At 43.2% G+C, this 16,596-nt stretch carries 13 protein-coding genes and 1 pseudogene; 5 read left to right on the top strand and 9 right to left on the bottom strand.

Annotated features, from left to right (window positions below; translation table 11 throughout):
* Nucleotides 1–34 precede the first annotated feature (34 nt).
* The gene (locus AC5JM2_RS35750) at nucleotides 35–607 is read right to left on the bottom strand and encodes a DUF4337 family protein (protein WP_495840947.1); all 573 of its coding nucleotides are present in this window, start codon (nucleotides 605–607) and stop codon (nucleotides 35–37) included.
* A 510-nt stretch (nucleotides 608–1,117) separates the two neighbouring features.
* Between AC5JM2_RS35750 and AC5JM2_RS35745 the strand changes: the two are divergent.
* Together AC5JM2_RS35745 and AC5JM2_RS35740 are read left to right on the top strand one after the other, a co-directional pair.
* Nucleotides 1,118–1,474: pseudogene (locus tag AC5JM2_RS35745) on the top strand (AAA-like domain-containing protein).
* A 132-nt stretch (nucleotides 1,475–1,606) separates the two neighbouring features.
* Nucleotides 1,607–2,650 carry an adenosine deaminase gene (locus AC5JM2_RS35740; RefSeq protein WP_495840945.1) on the top strand — a complete coding sequence of 348 codons (1,044 nt, stop codon included), beginning with the start codon at nucleotides 1,607–1,609 and terminating at the stop codon, nucleotides 2,648–2,650.
* 159 nt (nucleotides 2,651–2,809) lie between these two features.
* On the opposite strand, the gene AC5JM2_RS35735 is transcribed toward AC5JM2_RS35740, so the two are convergent.
* The 3 genes from AC5JM2_RS35735 to AC5JM2_RS35725 form a co-directional block, all read right to left on the bottom strand.
* Nucleotides 2,810–3,262, bottom strand: a complete 453-nt coding sequence (locus tag AC5JM2_RS35735) for an orange carotenoid protein N-terminal domain-containing protein (protein WP_495840944.1) — start codon at nucleotides 3,260–3,262, stop codon at nucleotides 2,810–2,812.
* Nucleotides 3,263–3,544: 282 nt separating this feature from the next.
* Nucleotides 3,545–4,507, bottom strand: coding sequence for an MBL fold metallo-hydrolase (locus tag AC5JM2_RS35730; RefSeq protein ID WP_495840942.1), 963 nt, complete (start codon nucleotides 4,505–4,507; stop codon nucleotides 3,545–3,547).
* Nucleotides 4,508–4,639: 132 nt separating this feature from the next.
* Nucleotides 4,640–5,665, bottom strand: a complete 1,026-nt coding sequence (locus tag AC5JM2_RS35725) for a TauD/TfdA family dioxygenase (protein ID WP_495840940.1) — start codon at nucleotides 5,663–5,665, stop codon at nucleotides 4,640–4,642.
* Between the two features lie 316 nt (nucleotides 5,666–5,981).
* On the opposite strand from AC5JM2_RS35725, the gene mutL reads away from it, so the two are divergent.
* Nucleotides 5,982–7,688 (top strand): DNA mismatch repair endonuclease MutL, encoded by a 1,707-nt coding sequence (gene mutL / locus AC5JM2_RS35720; RefSeq protein ID WP_495840938.1) that lies wholly within the window; start codon nucleotides 5,982–5,984, stop codon nucleotides 7,686–7,688.
* Nucleotides 7,689–8,140: 452 nt separating this feature from the next.
* Nucleotides 8,141–8,686, top strand: a complete 546-nt coding sequence (locus tag AC5JM2_RS35715; protein WP_495840936.1) for a hemerythrin HHE cation-binding protein — start codon at nucleotides 8,141–8,143, stop codon at nucleotides 8,684–8,686.
* Nucleotides 8,687–8,850: 164 nt separating this feature from the next.
* Here the strand turns inward: AC5JM2_RS35715 and nifE are convergent, their stop codons facing one another.
* The 3 genes from nifE to AC5JM2_RS35700 form a co-directional block, all read right to left on the bottom strand.
* Nucleotides 8,851–10,173, bottom strand: coding sequence for a nitrogenase iron-molybdenum cofactor biosynthesis protein NifE (gene nifE / locus AC5JM2_RS35710; protein WP_495840934.1), 1,323 nt, complete (start codon nucleotides 10,171–10,173; stop codon nucleotides 8,851–8,853).
* Between the two features lie 237 nt (nucleotides 10,174–10,410).
* Entirely contained in the window at nucleotides 10,411–11,379 is a 969-nt protein-coding gene (nifH, locus tag AC5JM2_RS35705) for a nitrogenase iron protein (RefSeq protein WP_495840932.1), read from the bottom strand.
* 530 nt (nucleotides 11,380–11,909) lie between these two features.
* The gene (locus AC5JM2_RS35700; RefSeq protein ID WP_495840930.1) at nucleotides 11,910–13,040 is read right to left on the bottom strand and encodes an XRE family transcriptional regulator; all 1,131 of its coding nucleotides are present in this window, start codon (nucleotides 13,038–13,040) and stop codon (nucleotides 11,910–11,912) included.
* A gap of 626 nt (nucleotides 13,041–13,666) precedes the next feature.
* Between AC5JM2_RS35700 and AC5JM2_RS35695 the strand changes: the two genes are divergently transcribed.
* Entirely contained in the window at nucleotides 13,667–14,329 is a 663-nt protein-coding gene (locus tag AC5JM2_RS35695) for an HAD family hydrolase (RefSeq protein WP_495840928.1), read from the top strand.
* Between the two features lie 521 nt (nucleotides 14,330–14,850).
* On the opposite strand, the gene modA is transcribed toward AC5JM2_RS35695, so the two are convergent.
* Together modA and msrB are read right to left on the bottom strand one after the other, a co-directional pair.
* A complete protein-coding gene (gene modA, locus AC5JM2_RS35690; RefSeq protein WP_495840926.1) occupies nucleotides 14,851–15,672 on the bottom strand; it encodes a molybdate ABC transporter substrate-binding protein in 822 nt (273 codons plus the stop codon).
* A 263-nt stretch (nucleotides 15,673–15,935) separates the two neighbouring features.
* Nucleotides 15,936–16,346: a peptide-methionine (R)-S-oxide reductase MsrB gene (gene msrB, locus AC5JM2_RS35685; RefSeq protein ID WP_495840924.1), complete on the bottom strand. Its 411-nt coding sequence runs from the start codon at nucleotides 16,344–16,346 to the stop codon at nucleotides 15,936–15,938.
* Between the last annotated feature and the right edge of the window lie 250 nt (nucleotides 16,347–16,596).

Below are 16,596 nucleotides of genomic sequence, written 5' to 3'. Positions count from 1 at the left end.
TGGTTTGCACTTATCGTTTTATTTACACTGTATTTCAATTGTCAACTGACTGTTTAACTTCGACAGATGTTGGCACGCTTGAGCCATGACTTACGGGAATTGATCCCCAAAGCATAAAGCCAGTACCCAGCACTGCAACTCCCAAACTTGTATACCACAATTTTGGAAGTTTCAGCAGGCTAGCTAAAGAGGCTAGAGCAATTGCTACTTGTAGAAACACCACACTGTAGAGAAAAGATTGATGGCGATCTAGGTGTGACTTAGATTCTGCTTCCAAGTGTTCGGCTTTAGCTTTAAGGTTTTCCTTCTCTTGCTCAAGCGTGTCGGCTTTTTGTTCTAAAGATGTAGGAAGAGGCTTTCCTAGGGATTTTAAAATTGCTTGTGATGATTGCTGAGTCTCATACTTCATAGATTTCGACTGATACCAAGCCCAATGATTGGCAGCTTGGACTTGAGCCACCACAGCTTCTTCGCCTAAGAAATTAGCCTGCATCGCAGCGATCGCCGCCAGACCTACAAAAATAACAGTAGATACTCCAACCGAACCAGTCAAATGAGACTGATGTTGCACCTGATGTATTTGTTCATTGATTTCTATTTCCGCCATACTGAAAACCTCCATTACCTAAGATTTAAGTTGCATTAAACCACGGCTGAAGCCCTTACTACAAGCGAATCAGTTTGGAAAAATCAATGATGATTAGCTTACCCAAAAACTAACAGATTCTACTGCTTCCTCGCAGCCGAATGTTGAATCTTCACTTTCCATAATTAGAAATCTCCATTTAGTAGAGTTTTGAACCTAAAGAACATAAGCTCCTTTCTACTTCTGAATATAGGAGTAAGCTTAATCAACTTATACACTTCACGGAATTTAAACTATTAGACTTTGGATAAAAAGAATTGAGCCTTTTGCCACTAATATGCCTGAAAGTATTTGTATAGTCGCAGCCACCGCTATTCCCTACGCCTACGCGTTGAGCATTCAGGTTGCGGTAGCAGCCCGTAGGCTCTGGCTACGTATGCCTGACGGCACGCTACGCAAACGCGCCTCCCCCTCGCACCCACTGTATGGACACACGGGCGCAGGAGAGCGCATTCCGGCTCTCGCTGTCGTATGCCTGACGGCACGCTGCGCGAACACGCCACCTCTTGCTGCGATCATCCTCATCTGGTGCGTTTGGCTCTTTATTATCTTAAATGTCTGCAAGTTTCCTTGGAGAAACTTTCGCAAATAGCATCGACGGAAGTTAGTCCATTCCGCAACCATTTGCGACAGCATTTGTGAAATTTACAACAACATCCAGAACTAGCTGCTACTTTCCGCAACGTAGTCACGGCAAATGCTCCTGTGAGACTAAGATCCCATGAGGCGTTTAAATTACAAAGCATGGGGTTAATTAAGACACAAGGCGATAATTGGAATCCGAGTTGCAATTTATATCATCAATATTTTTCCTCACAACTTGGATAAATATGATCGCAAACACTTTTTAACCAAATGTTAAAGTATCGCACCTGCGGAATATGCGTGAACCCACAACTTGTTTTTTAATTTGTTACTGTTAATAATAATTAAAATTTTTAGTTTTGTAAAAACACTACTATGACTCTATACGCAGAATTACATAGGCATCTGGGGGGTTCGGTTGTACCTCGTATTTTATGGCGGTACTTTGAGCGCCACTCGCCTGAATTGATTTCTCGCTTTGCTGACTATTCAGCATTTGAAGATTTCTACACGCGTCCACGCAACACTTTAGATGAGTATCTGGAGTTGCATACTTTGGTGGAAAGCGTGCAAACTGTGGAGACTTTGCCTTATTTTATCTACCGCTTGCTCAGGGGTGCTTATATTTTTGAAAATTTGGCATATCTGGAGTTGCGCTATACTCCTTATCTACGAACACCAGACCATCTGAGTCAATCACAGAGAATTGACATGATGACGGAAATTGTGGAAGTTGTCGGTAAAGCGAGCATTCTCCCAGAATATCCGATTGTTACCAGCCAAATTCTTTGTATGCACTCGCGCCTACCCTTTGAGGTGAATAAGGCGATTGTTGATTTAGCAGCGCAAAACAGGCAGTATGTTTGTGGGATAGATGTAGCTGGGGGAGATAGTTACTCAAGAGAGCGCATAGATGAATGGATAAAGTTGTATGATTATGCGCGATCGCTTGGACTCAACACCACAGGACACCTTTATGAAACAACTGCCGGATGTGATCCCCAACTTTTACCGTATCTGATGCGGATTGGTCACGGCATCCAAATTCCTCTGCTATATCCCGAATTGCTCAAAGATGTAGCTTTGCGAGGTCAGTGTTTGGAGGTTTGCCCCACAACCTATCTCAAAACTGGTACTTTGCAGGATATACGTCAACTCAAGTTAGTATTTGACCGTTGCTTTGATGCTGGGGTAGATATTGCAATTTGTACTGATAATGCTGGCTTGCACAATGTGCGTCTACCTTTCGAGTACGAGAACCTCTTAACTTACAACATTATTAATTTTGAACAGTTACAAGCTTGTCAGGATGCAGCATTCCGTCATGCTTTTGCTTGGCCCTATGGACAACGCCCAGTTTCCCTGTTGAATGGGCTGCTAAACCCGCAACCCACTAAAGCCCTAGCCATGACTGAATGATGAACTTCCGTAGGAGTTTGATCAAAATCAGTTATCAGTTAACAATTAGCAGTTAGCTGATAACTGATAAACTTTTTCTGTGGAATTACCTGCTGCCTTCCAAGCAGAAAAAACACCAGAAGCCTACAACAAGCAGTTGCAAGCAGTGAATTTGTCCTCTTAGTATCCTGCTAACAATGCATCACGGAGAAAAACGTATTGTAGTTCAAAGTCAATCGGCTCAAGCCTAGACAACAACTCTTTTGCTTGAGCAGAAAGTTGATAGTCAGATGGTACTGGAACAATCGTGGAATTTTCCATGCCTTGAGCCAAGCGATACCAAAAAGCCAGTTTAGTATTGTTGCTTAACGAATCATATTCCCGCCTGATATCTGTGCTAGAAGGTGTCAACAAATCTCGCATGATTTGAAGTTGCTCTTCATGGGACTTTTCTTTTACTTTATTAAAAAGTTCATCAGAAGTATCGGGTGCTGTTCCTTCAGGATCTCCGGGTCTGGTCGAACCACCGATTTTGATATAGACATACCACAGGACGGCAAGTTGGTTATCTATGGACAGGTTTCTAAAAAGCTCAGCATATTCTGCTGGTGGTGACTGAGTATATTGTGTCATAATTACCTTTCAAGTTCTACAAAAATGAGTCTTTAAGGTAGTGAAAACTGAAATAGAAACTCCTTAAAGACTCTTACTTAAATTAACGATTGGTTGATGTATATACGTCTTACTGAGGATATAGATGTAAAATTTTATGAAGTTGTATAATTCCAAACTTGAGTAGAGCGAAGACAAAGGATTAATGACCTTTAGAGGTAATTTATAAAGTCAGTAGATAGAAAAGTTTTGTTTGAAGAGCGATGTGTTTGAGTGAACATTTAGTTCCAATAGTGTCAACCCTTACTGGAGTTTCGTGGGACGCGCACTCAAAGGACGCATAAGTAGATAAGATTCGTCCACTAAAGTTCGGTAAACACCTTTGATATTGAGCGGCAGCCACTCCTCATACATCGCCAGATCACGGTATGTGTCGAGCCGGATTTCTTTCTGAAGAGTAGGGAGGTCTTGCCCTGCGAGAATGCCATCGCGCACGGCGTCATAAAGAGTTTCCAGATATTCGAGATACCGTCGCACGTCTTTTTTCTGACCAGCCTTAGCATGTCCGCCCACAAACACTTCAAAATCCATGTTCAGCACCGCGCGTGTGGAATCGATCATCCCTTGGATATCGTAACCTTGAAGATCTTTGTAGGGCATGCGGCCCAGCACAATCCAGTCCACCACATATAAAACGGAGGCGGGTTCAAACAACATTGAAATGGAGCCACGCCCGTTGTTTGTTCCGTGATAGCGCAGGTGCACCCGACTATCGCCAAGAAAAAGCGTCATGTCGTCCTTGAAGACGAGGTTAGGAATGCGAGTCTGCGCTTTGGTGTGAATCAAATCCTCGCGCGCCAGTTGATGGGAGATAAAGTCGATGCCTACGCCATCGAGAACTTCGCCCCCATAGGTGTGATCTGGATGATTGTGGCTGTAGATTACATAGCGAATCGGCTTGCCAAATCGTTGCGCCAATTCGCGCTTGAGCCAGGTAGCCGCTGCTTTATTAATCGGATCGGTCACTACGATTCCCGCCTCTGTCACCATGAAGACGGAGCAATAATTTCCAGCAGTCAGACGATAAATGTTGTCGCGAATCAGGTCAATGCGGTATTCCTGTGCCAGGACGGGATTTCCAGCACTCACGCGATAAATGTTGCCGCGAATCAGGTCAATGCGGTATTCCTGTGCCAGGACGGGAGCGCATAGAAATAAAAGTCCCAGCAAAATTCCAAATCCTTTAGCAATATATTGTTTATTCATGAGTGATGGAAAGTTTATATACATCAGGCTCAAGGCTCACCAAAACACGCAAACCCAGGTTCTATATGCTTAATTTTTGCTTTTATTGCAGTCTCAGCTTTTTTGTGCCTAAATCAAGCCTTTGAACTCACGTTAACCTAAAGGCATTTCACGGCTTGGCCACTGACATTTACCACTATTCCAAAGGTTGAAAGAGACAAAAATCTTCTTAAGCCAGCGATCGCTACCATCGAATCGAGGCGTAAATGATGTCCTGGCGTGTACAGTGCGCTTATTATTAATAATAAGCAAATCTCCTTTAGTTAGAAAAACTCCAGCCGCTAACTCTGCTGCTTTCTCACGCAGTCTTTCATAAGCCGATTGTACCTCTTCTATGGGACTACCTATAGTAGATCCTGGGGCAACATTTTCATCAGTCAGATTCACACAAGGATTTTCTATTGTACCGGTAATGGCTGGTTTTTGGAAAAATTGGTCGGCGTTGGGAAATCGCCATTCAATAGGGTGAAGACGCAGTAACTCAACATCCTCAGGTTCTAACGCATTGCACAGAGTCCGTGCATCACATAGCATAGTGTAAGCTTTTTGGGTAGAATCGCCCCGTAAACAAAGTAAAAATAACAAGTCTGGGGACGTTGTCTCTGGGTGGAAGGGGAAGTCCCGATGCATTTTTAGTTCTACTAAGCTACCCCCCGTTGAAGCCAAGTTTTTTTCTGCTTCCATAGGAACCAAATCTTGGATTAATCCGCCTCTCTCCTTGAGATAGGGATAAGTAAAAGGCTGGCCAAAACATCTACCAATGCCTAGGATTAGCCCTTCACTGATGGGACATTTAGCTGCACTCGCCCCAGAGGTTTTTGGGGTTAGGGGTAACAAGTTGTCCACAGGTAGATTTTTGAAGAGTAAGGCACTAGGGGCGTTGGGAGCGAAACAAAATTCCTCGATCGCCCTCAAGACTTCTACCGTCATCTGTTTATGGACTAACCAATGGGCTTTGGTAATAAACACTTCCGGTTCTGTTCCCCAGTCACAGTTCCCCATCACCTGGGTAAATTCCTCAGAAAACCCTAACCAAGATAGATCCAGACTTTGGAGAGTGGCCTGGTTAACCCTCAAAGGAGTTTGGTGGTGCTTAAGGGGTGATGTTATTTGAGACATAGGATTAAGGATAATTTTAAATACAATGCCTTTCGGCTCTGGGTTTTCATCGATATAGTAGCAAATTATTCGCTCGCAGGATTTAATCATCCTACTACTCGACCAACCCAAAATTGCCGGGTTAAGGCAAGCAGGGGAGGCAGGGGAAGCAGAGGAAGCAGGGGGAGAAAGAGATTTTTCTTGCTGCTATTAACCAAGCATTGTTACCTTGGCAGACTACTACCTTTGTCAGAGCAACCAGAATTTCTATGAAAGATGATGCAATTGGTCGAAATATTTTGGAGCAAGTTGCGATCCATCCTCTACACTGTAATTTATGGCGTCAACTATTTATGCTTTACCAGCAGAAGTCGTACATCTGATTACAGCCGGAGAGGTTATCGACTCCTTAGCCTCTGTAGTGCGAGAATTGGTAGAAAATTCCCTTGATGCAGGTGCAACACGAATTGTTGTTTCCTTATGGCCCGGGCAATGGCGTGTACGTGTGGCAGATAATGGTTGCGGAATGACCGAATATGACTTGCACAAAGCAGCAACCGCCCATAGTACCAGTAAAATTTGCAGTTGTGCAGATTTGTGGAAAATTACAAGTTTGGGGTTTCGTGGAGAGGCGTTGCATAGTTTGACGACGCTGGCAGATTTAGAAATATTAAGTCGTCCACAACGAGGAGATTGTGGTTGGCGATTCGTCTATGGCTACGGTGGAGAAGCATTGTATGTGGAAGCTTGTGCGATCGCCCCCGGTACCATTGTGACAGTCTCAAATCTATTTGGAAATTGTTCAGGTCGTCGTCAGGGGTTACCAACCTTAGCACAGCAAATGAAAGCAGTGCAAGCAACAATTCACCAAATCGCTTTATGTCATCCGAATATCACTTGGCAAGTCTGGCAAAATGATAAAGAGTGGTTCACCCTTTGTCGGACTGCCTCAATAGGACAACTGTTGCCCCAGATTATACATCAAGTTAAAGAAGCTGATTTACAAGAGTTAAAACTAGAAGTACCACCACCTCAAAACTCTGCACTCAGCACTGAGCACTGTGCACTCCATTTAGTAGTAGGATTACCTGATCGTTGTCATCGCCATCGTCCAGACTGGGTGCGAGTTGCTGTGAATGGAAGGATGGTGAAGTCATCGGAATTAGAGCAGACTATCTTGTCAGGATTTCATCGGACATTACCGCGCGATCGCTATCCAATCACTTTTGTGCATCTATTGATTTCTCCAGAGCATATCAACTGGAACCGTAACCCAGCAAAAACAGAAATTTATCTTAACCAACTCAGTTACTGGCAAGAACAAATTAGTACGGCGATCGCACAAGCACTCCGCATCAATTCTACATCTGTTAAAGACGCTGTTCACACAACGCGAGTTGGTAAATTACTCAAAGCTGCAGAAGAAAAAGGCGGATACAATGTCAATCGTTCGGTTCCTAGTGAAGAACACAAAACGCATCAACAGAAGTTGCTAGCAACGTCTCTACAACTAAAAGCTGTTGCTCAAGTAAATAACACTTATATCGTGGCAGAACATCCTACTGGAGTGTGGTTAGTTGAACAGCACATTGCCCATGAACGAGTTTTGTACGAGCAATTGTGCGACAATTGGAAAATTATTCCAATTGAACCTCCAATCATTCTCTATCAATTATCTCCGGCGCAAGTATCGCAACTACAACGAATTGATTTAGATATAGAACCCTTTGGTGAGCAACTTTGGGCAGTTCGTACGGTTCCCACACTTTTACAACAGCGAGACGACTGTGCAGACGCCATTTTAGAACTGAGTTGGGGAGGTGACTTACAAGCAGCACAAGTTGCTGTCGCCTGTCGTAGTGCTATTCGCAACGGTACTCCCCTCAGTTTACAACAAATGCAAACACTTTTGGATGAATGGCAACGCACGCGCAACCCTCGTACCTGTCCCCACGGACGTCCAATTTATTTATCTTTGGAAGAGTCAGCTTTGGCGCGTTTTTTCAAACGTCATTGGGTGATTGGGAAAAGTCACGGGATTTAGATTAACAATGAACAGTTGAGCGTAGGGTGGGCAGTGTTGTTAATTGCCAGATTATTTGTTTGCGTTGACAAATTATATAGGAATCCGGTTTGATTTGGTGAGACCAGTGCTGCAGGAGGGTTTCCCTCCGTAGGCATCTGGCGAACCCGATAGCCGTAAGGCGTGGCGTTAGCCATAGGGTGAACTAACAAAGTCAGGGCGCTTAACAGGGAACGCTTAACAGGGAACGCTTAAGAAGCAATAAAGGTGTACGGAGTTTTTTTCAAAAATCAAATAGGAGTCCTATATCAAGTCCGGTTGATTAGTTATTATTCCTAAATCTATGCAGAACTTGATAGAAATCTTTCTGAAGAGGGACGGACTTACTCAAACCTCACGAGAATATGGAAAAAGTGAGTTTGCTTCTCATAACCGATAAAACCTGTAGTCTGGAGTTAATAATAATGGCCGATGTGACAAATATAGCGACTAAGCTTGCTGATCTAAAGCTTATTCAGAATGTTCTGTTGGAAAGTGAGCAAAAGTTAATAGCACAGACGGACGACAAGACGATTTGCGAGCGGCTCGAAGGAATGATTAAGAGCGATCGCGAAAATCTCGGCATCATCGAAGCAGCTATTTCTAAATACGGCAACGCTTCAGAACCTCGCGACATTACTCAAAAACATGCTGAGAAGGTAAGCCAAATGATGAGCGGCTCCGAGCTAACTCTGTATGACAAGTACTTACAGCTTGAGTTGCTAAAACATCAACAGACAATGACCGGGCTGGTTCTACACAAGGTTGCCCAGTCCTTGAATGATGACCTTCAAAATCTGATGGAACCGCTCAACCGAGTTAATTTTGAAAATCGCGCTCACCAAGAGATTCTTAAAGGCGTTCTTTACTTCGTCGGAACGCGAGAGATAGCCGGTAAGGAACCTGACATGGGTCTGTGGGCTAGCATTGAACAGGGAATTGCAGCCCTTAAGGGTGCTGTAAGCAGCGCGGCAAGCTAGCAATGAGTGGCAGAGGGCGCGTCATTCATGGGAGCGTAATAGATTCAAAAGTCAGGGGAGGATGTCAAGGGACGTTACCAGGCGTTAAGCGTAGCTCTGCCGTAGGCGATCGCTATCGATTCAATTCCTCTGTTCTTCATTCAGGGAACCACAGTTGAAAAATTTTATCTGTTTTCCCACGGGGTGGGTTTGTGTACTAGTTTCCATACAGGGCTGGTAAGAGTTGCATACAGTTTTTGTGCCGCTTCTAAAATTCCTGCATAGCCTGCATAAGAATGATTTTGTTCTGCCTTTATATCTAATGAAGGAATCTCACCTTTAACAGAGGTGTATTGATAGCGTTCTGCTGTAATTAACATATCTGCTTTATTGTCGTTAATTATCTGTAGAATTTCCTCTGGAGTATTTTGTTGGAGAATAATGCAATCCTTACCCAGCAACTTTTGAATTCTTGCTTTATCCTCCTGACTACTTTTAACAGCGCTGATAGGGATAAGTTCTATCCCTAATTTTTGAGCTGCCGAGATAATTGACCAACTTTTCAGTTCTTGTGTATCAATAACAATACGTTTGCCTTGCACAGAAGTGCGATAAAAAGCAAGTTTCTCTTCTAAAGCACTAGTTTCTAAGGCAATAAATTTTTCTGTACGTTCTTGTAAGTCGGAGTCTCCCAACTTAGCAGCAATATTCCGTAAGCTTTGATTGATGTTTTCTATACCGTAGAAAGACTCTTGAATGTATGGAATACCAAAGCGTTCTTCCATCTTTTTTGCCATTTTAAGCAGTGCTTTGGAAGAGGTGATCACATTCAGCTTGGCACGATGGGCATAACAAACTTCCTTGTAGCGAGTATCACCCGTAATTTTGGAGAGGACTCGGATACCTAATTTTTCAAATAGCGGTAGAATGTTCCACATTGCAGCAATGTTGGATTCACCGATAAGATTAATATCATAAGGTGTAGTAAAGTCTGGTTCCGCTGTGCCTATAACGTGTTCCAACAAAGCTTCACCAGCGATGCGCATACCGCGATTTTTACGACCAACAAATCCGGGACAGTCTACAGGAATAATCGGAGTTCCTGTTTGCACAGCAGCGTCTGTGCAGGCTCCATTAAGGTCATCACCGATAAGGGCAGAAACGCAGGTAGAATAGACAAATACCGCAGCAGGTTTGTAGCGTCTTTGCGTTTCTATAATGGCGTTGTATAACTTTTTTGCTCCACCGAAGATGATATCGTTTTCATCCATCTCAGTGGTAAAACGAGCTTTATATAGCATGGAACTAGAAGAGAGACTGCTGCGATTTCCCCAACAATTGTTGATGCAACCGCTTGGTCCGTGAATTAAATGAGCAGCATCGGTAATCGGTACTAAAGTAAGCATTGCACCATCAAAAGCACAATCTTCTTGACCTTCTCTCAGGATAGATTCTCGATTCTGCGTTTTGTGATCTGGGTTTTTATTAAATACGTCTTCACTTTTCATGCAAGTAGAAATTCTCTAGAAACATCGGTAAAAAAAAGGAATGGAAAAGAGCGATTTCCCATTCCCCAAAATGTAACCAACCAATAAAAGGAGAAAACAAAAAATTAAACTAATCGTTTTACCGCGCGAACATTTACAGATTCATGCTGACACGGAAAACCTAGAAATAGTAGAACTATACATCAGCCATCAGACTACCTCCACATCATCTTTACCAGCGTTCCGTAGCGCACTGACTTACTTCTTAACAACTTCTACGTTGCCTTTTTTCAATGCTTCTAACGCTTCGCCTTCAAGATCTTCTTGCTTTTTCTCGGCATCTTGTTCAGCTTGGGCGACGCCAATCAGTTTTGCGGCATTTTCTTCGCTTTCGAGAATACCGAATTCAATCAACAACTCTTCTAACTCCTCCATTTCAATGGGTGTAGGAATGGCAAGCATTTTATTGTTGATAACCTTGTCTGCTAATGCACGGTATTCGTTACCTTGATTGCTATCAGGTGCGTACTCGTTCACAGTCATCCGGCGTAACTCAGCGTGTTGCACGATGTTGTCACGGGGGACGAAGTGAATCATCTGGGTGCTTAACCGGGATGCTAGTGTGCTAATCAGTTCGTCTTCCCGGTCAGTTTTGCGGCTATTACAAATCAGACCAGCCAAGCGCACACCACCAGAGTGAGCATACTTGAGAATACCGCGAGCGATGTTGTTAGCAGCGTACATCGCCATCATTTCACCAGAGGTCACAATGTAGATTTCTTGTGCTTTACCTTCACGGATAGGCATAGCGAAACCACCGCAGACAACGTCACCCAACACGTCGTAGCTAACGAAATCCACGTCTTGGTAAGCACCGTTTTCTTCTAAGAAGTTGATGGCGGTGATAATACCACGACCAGCGCAACCAACACCAGGTTCGGGACCACCAGATTCTACGCAACGTACACCACGGAAGCCGGTGAGCATCACTTCTTCGAGTTCCAAATCTTCTACTGCGCCCCGCTCAGCGGCGAGGTGAAGTACGGTCGTTTGGGCTTTGCTGTGGAGCATCAAACGGGTGGAATCAGCTTTTGGGTCGCATCCCACAATCAAAATGCGCTGACCCTTTTCTGCCATAGCAGCGAGGGTGTTTTGAGAGGTGGTGGACTTACCGATACCGCCTTTACCGTAGAATGCTATTTGTCTAATTTTTTGGTCAACGGACATGATGAGTTTTCTCCTGCAATTGAGAAATTAGTGATTGGGTCTGCTAGTTTATGAGGTGTTCACACTGTGGAGTTACAGCTGTGACCGTATGTAGAACGTCGCGCCTTGCTGTAGTACTTCTGCCAACAGGAGGCCATTGGCAAACAGCAGCGCCTACGGGGGGCGATCGCTCTACCGCATACATACGAGGAAGAAATCTCATGTGAGTCTTTAGTTGGTGATTATTTGTCCTAGCCTACAAGAAGTTACTTGAAGGCATTTTTATCAAGAATTGGGCATTTTGTTGAGGTTTTTCCCTCATCTACAAAAAAGTGCTCTTTGAAGTCAGAATTCTTATCTATTTTTTTGTCTATGATGAGGCAAGGTATGTACCAACAAGCTAATAATTAATGAACGCCGCTTGCACTCAACGAGAAAACCGTGGAATGAAACAAGGTGTCCTTGTCAAATCCCCTACTTTTGTGTCAAGGGGATTTCCCTGTTGCCTGTTCATTCTTATATAATGACTATTTAATCAATAGCAATCCACTCTAAATTGTTGCGACTAAGTCCCCAGTTTTGCTAGTATCACAACCACCGATGATTTCTAGTTGTGAATGAACAGACCGACGCTCTAAGGTATTGAGTAACTGCTGTACTGGTGGTTCTTGCAAGTATTCCTTGAGAATCACTAAGTCGTAGCGTGAGGAATGCCAAGGGATGAATTCCAATCCAAAAGCTGTAGCCACAGACGCTGTAGAAATTCCTGCATCCGCAAATCCTGAGACGACAGCATCAGCAACACTATGATGGCTTCTGGCGATACTGTCAAATCCTTTAACAGAATCACATGGCAGTTGCTCCTCTTGCAGTTTACGTTCCAAAAGCAACCGAATGCCAGCTCCTTTTTCGCGGTTAATAATCTTTGCTTTTGCTTCTACTAAGTCAGTCACTGTTGTGATTTGCATCGGATTGCCAGACTGTACTAATAATCCCTCTTCCCAAATTCCAAGAGTGATTAAAACTGCTTCTTTTCCTGCTAAGACTTCACGAACAAAGGGAATATTATGCTCCCCTGTTTGGGAGTCATATAGGTGCATCCCAGCAATATGAGTCTCACCTCGGCACAAACTCTCTAACGCAGCCATGCTGTTAGCGAATTTATACTGGACTCGCAGTTGAGGATACCAGCGTTCGGTGGCTCTTGCCCACAGGGAAAGCACAGGCGCACAACCAGCAATCACAACTGTATTTTCAAATCTGTCTATATCGTCAAGAAGTCTGACTAGGCAGGTATTTGTATCTGTCTGACTATCGATTTGGGCATCAGCCGAAATCATCTCCATACGAAAAGCATCATTCCCAACCAGGGGATATGCAATCCATTGCCCCCCAATCCGCGCCAAACTAACTCGCTGTTGTTGACTGCAAGGGATAGATTTCGCCAAAACTGCTTGGACTTGCGGCAAATCCTGCTCTAGCCAGAATAGATCTTCGACCTTGCAACCCAGCGCCTTTGCTAGACGAATTGTCGTAGCGACAGAAGGAGTACATTGTCCTGACTCTACACCACTAATTGCCTGACGTGTCACGCCTGCTAAGCTAGCCAATTCTTGCTGACTCATGCCTAAGCGGGTTCTAATGGACTTCAAGTTGTTACGAAGGTCATTATCCGTCTTCATTTGGCTCTATCTCTTGGTGACAAAAAGCGTAGCAAGTTGATGCGGATTTACCAGAGTAATAGACCAAGATTGAAATAATCTTAATTTCCCCTTAAGATTATTGCAATGAGCGCTTTTTTGATTCCTTTTTTGATTCCTTAAAATAACCTTAGCATGGATATCGCTAATTTTTTTGCTTGTGGAAAATTTTTTTGCTCCCTGCTGATTCAGTTGGTAACATCTAGGATAATTTTTTACTTTTTATTGATTCATCAATGACTTATAATATTCCTAACTGCAACAGTTCAAGTATTCTGTAATAGTATAATTTTTTATTTTTTAGTATAAAGAAACTAAATAAAAATTGCGTAGATCGCACCACCCTTATGGGGAATTGAGCAAGGCGACGCGCCTAAACTTCTTCAACACGGTTCGGTTAAGATCCCCCCGCCTGCGGCAACCCCCTTAAAAAGCAGGGCTGTTTCATTCCCTCAAAGGCTCATAATGTCAAGGGTTTGTGAAGCGCGATTGCTCTGTATTTTATTTTCTGGAAGTCCCTTATTAAATGGCGACTTCCACTTTAAAATCAAACTCAACTCTAACTTCAGCCATGAGAAAATGAGTTTCGGGTTGAAGTAGGAAAATCAATGAGTCCATTTGACTTAGTTATCTTTGATTGTGATGGTGTACTTGTAGATAGTGAACAAATCACTAACTCGGTTTTTGCGGCAATGCTTAGTGAAATCGGGTTACCGGTCACCTTGGAATATATATCTAACACATTCGTCGGTCAACCTATGACAGCATGTGTAGAAATTATTCAAAAGTCCCTTGGAAAACCTATTCCAGATAATTTTGTCACCGAATTTAGGCAACGCAACAAGAAGAGTTTATCAGAAAAATTAAAGCCAATTAAGGGCATACATGATGTTTTATCTCAAATTAAAACTTCTTATTGTGTAGCTTCAAATAGCACACATGAAATGGTTCAAACAAAGTTAGGTGTCACAGGGTTAATGCCATATTTTGAGAAAAAAATATTTAGTGTTACAGATGTCGCACGCGGTAAACCACATCCAGATCTATTCTTATATGCAGCCGAGAAAATGAAAGTTCATCCACAGCGATGTGTGGTAGTTGAAGATACTCCAATCGGTGTGCAAGCCGGATTTAGCGCTGGGATGAAAGTTTTTGGTTATGCAGAATACAGTCATCCACAAAAATTGCAAGCAGCAGGCGCATCAGTTGTTTTTAGTTCTATGAGATTACTGCCAAATTTACTTGAGCAATTTGACACTCCGTTAACCTAACTTGTCATTACCAACATCTCCTGAAAACCTTACAACAGAAGCTTTTAAAGCTCCTCCTTTCATTTCCATTTTTTGATCTTTATTGAGAATGGCAACGGAAGAATCAGGGTTTTGAAATCTAATTTTTAGGGCGATACGCGTAGCGTCAAGCCTCCGGCTTATCGCCTGTTTTGAAAAAATGTTGGTAATGACAAGCTTTCAAGGGTAGGTTTTTTAGAATCTCACAAATAGTTGAGAAAATTCTCAAGTGTTTAAGGTGGTTTGGTCGTTTCAGGATTTTTAAATTGGCTGAAATAGTCAAAAAAAGACCAAATACAAAATACCTACCCTTGAAAGCTCACCGCCCTCCGGGCGTCTACAAGTCGGGAGACCCGCCGCCCACGGCACTGTCCTCCCCAAGACGAGCCACTGCTACAGGAGGGAAACCCTCCCTAGGCATGTGGCGTCCGCGCTGGCTCACTTCTGATTCAAGAAGTGCTGAATTCTTACGTTTTTAAAACCAAATAACTAAACTCCAGGGTTTAACGGCTCATTGCTGGTACTTTTGATGGTTGCACAATAAACCCATATTTCTTCAGTACAGTCTGAGATGGCTCGGTGGTTAAAAACTGGACGAATTCCTTGGCAGCATCAACATTCTTACTGCTTTTGAGCACTGCCATTGGATAAACAATCGGGGAGTGGGACTTGTCATCAGCGACAACTGCCACTTTTACCTTATTAGAGATTTTGGCATCCGTTGCATAAACAAGACCAGCATCAGCGTTACCGCTTTCCACAGATGCCAGCACTTGACGCACGTTGTTGGCGTAAACAAGTTTGGGTTTGACTTGCTGCAAAAGGTTCAATTTCTCCAGAACTTGCTCACCGTATTGACCTGCTGGAACGCTTCTGGGTTCGCCGATCGCAATTTTCTTGACTTTGGCGTCTGTGAGGGTATTGAAGCTGGTGACACCTGTAGAGTTACTAGGCACAATTAAGACCAGACTGTTGTTTACCAAGTTACTACGGGTTCCTTGAACTAATAACCCCTTTTGTTCCAAGGCATCCATTTGCTTTTTCCCAGCTGAGATAAAGATATCTGCGGGTGCACCTTGCTCTATCTGTTGCTGTAAAGCACCGGAAGCACCAAAGTTGTAACTCAGGTTGACATTTGGTTTACTTTGTTGGTACGAAGTCTTGATTTCCTCCATCCCATCTTTAAGACTGGCGGCTGCAGATACAAGGAGGTTAACCTTGGATTGTGCAATCACAGCAGATGGATCAAACAATCGCAAACCAACTACCAACAACAAGCTAGCAACTACTATACTGATAAAGGGAAAAAGTTGTCTTCTTTTCATAACACAGCGGGACTTACAGAGACCTTGTTTTAACGAAATTGTGATAGGTAGGATCGTACCAAGATAACTCCACAATTACCAACAAGATTAGTAAAATAATACCAACAAAAAACTTGAAAATTTCATCAACGATGATGCTCCCAATGGATCTAATCCAAAGGGAGCATCGTGCACAACGTTGTGTTATGAACTGTAGAGACGTTGCACGCAACGTCTCTACATTATTCGTGGTGGTGTATGTGACTCAAGTGAGAACCGCTATATTACTCTTGTGGGATAAACTTTAGAGCTACACCATTAATGCAGTAGCGTTTACGAGTGGGTCCAGGACCATCGTCAAACACATGACCCAAATGTCCACCACAGTTATCGCAATGCACTTCAACTCTGGTCATAAACAACGACTTATCTACAGATGTGCCAATTGCACTCTCAATTGGGTTAAAAAAGCTAGGCCAGCCAGTACCGCTGTCAAATTTAGTTCCAGATGTAAACAGTGGCTGACCACACGCAGCACACACGTAAGTGCCTTCAGCATACTGCTTATTGAGTGGGCTGGTGTGAGGACGTTCTGTAGCATGTTGACGCAATACACAAAACTGTTCCTGTGTCAACTCTTCACGCCATTCTTGCTCAGTTTTGTTGATTTGTGAGTTGCTGTTTGAAGTTGTCATAATTGCTAAAATTTGTCTTGTATCGTGTGGTTGGTGTCGTTCAGTTGCTAAAGAACTCTCTCATCAAGTTATTAAATGAAGACATACCCTATTTACTAGAATGAGTTTTATTCTTAAACTAGCGCTGAGAAATGACTTAAAATAGCTATTGAATGCTGTTATGTTTTCTGAAAATGTTGTATCTGAGCCATGTCGTAAGTGCCTGATTTAGGACTTCACTTAACTCTCACCAGCTTGATTGGTAAACAAC

It is taken from the genome of Brasilonema angustatum, assembly GCF_059505445.1.
The sequence above is the reverse complement of the archived record's forward strand: the minus strand, read 5'-3'. Positions and strand labels throughout refer to the sequence as shown.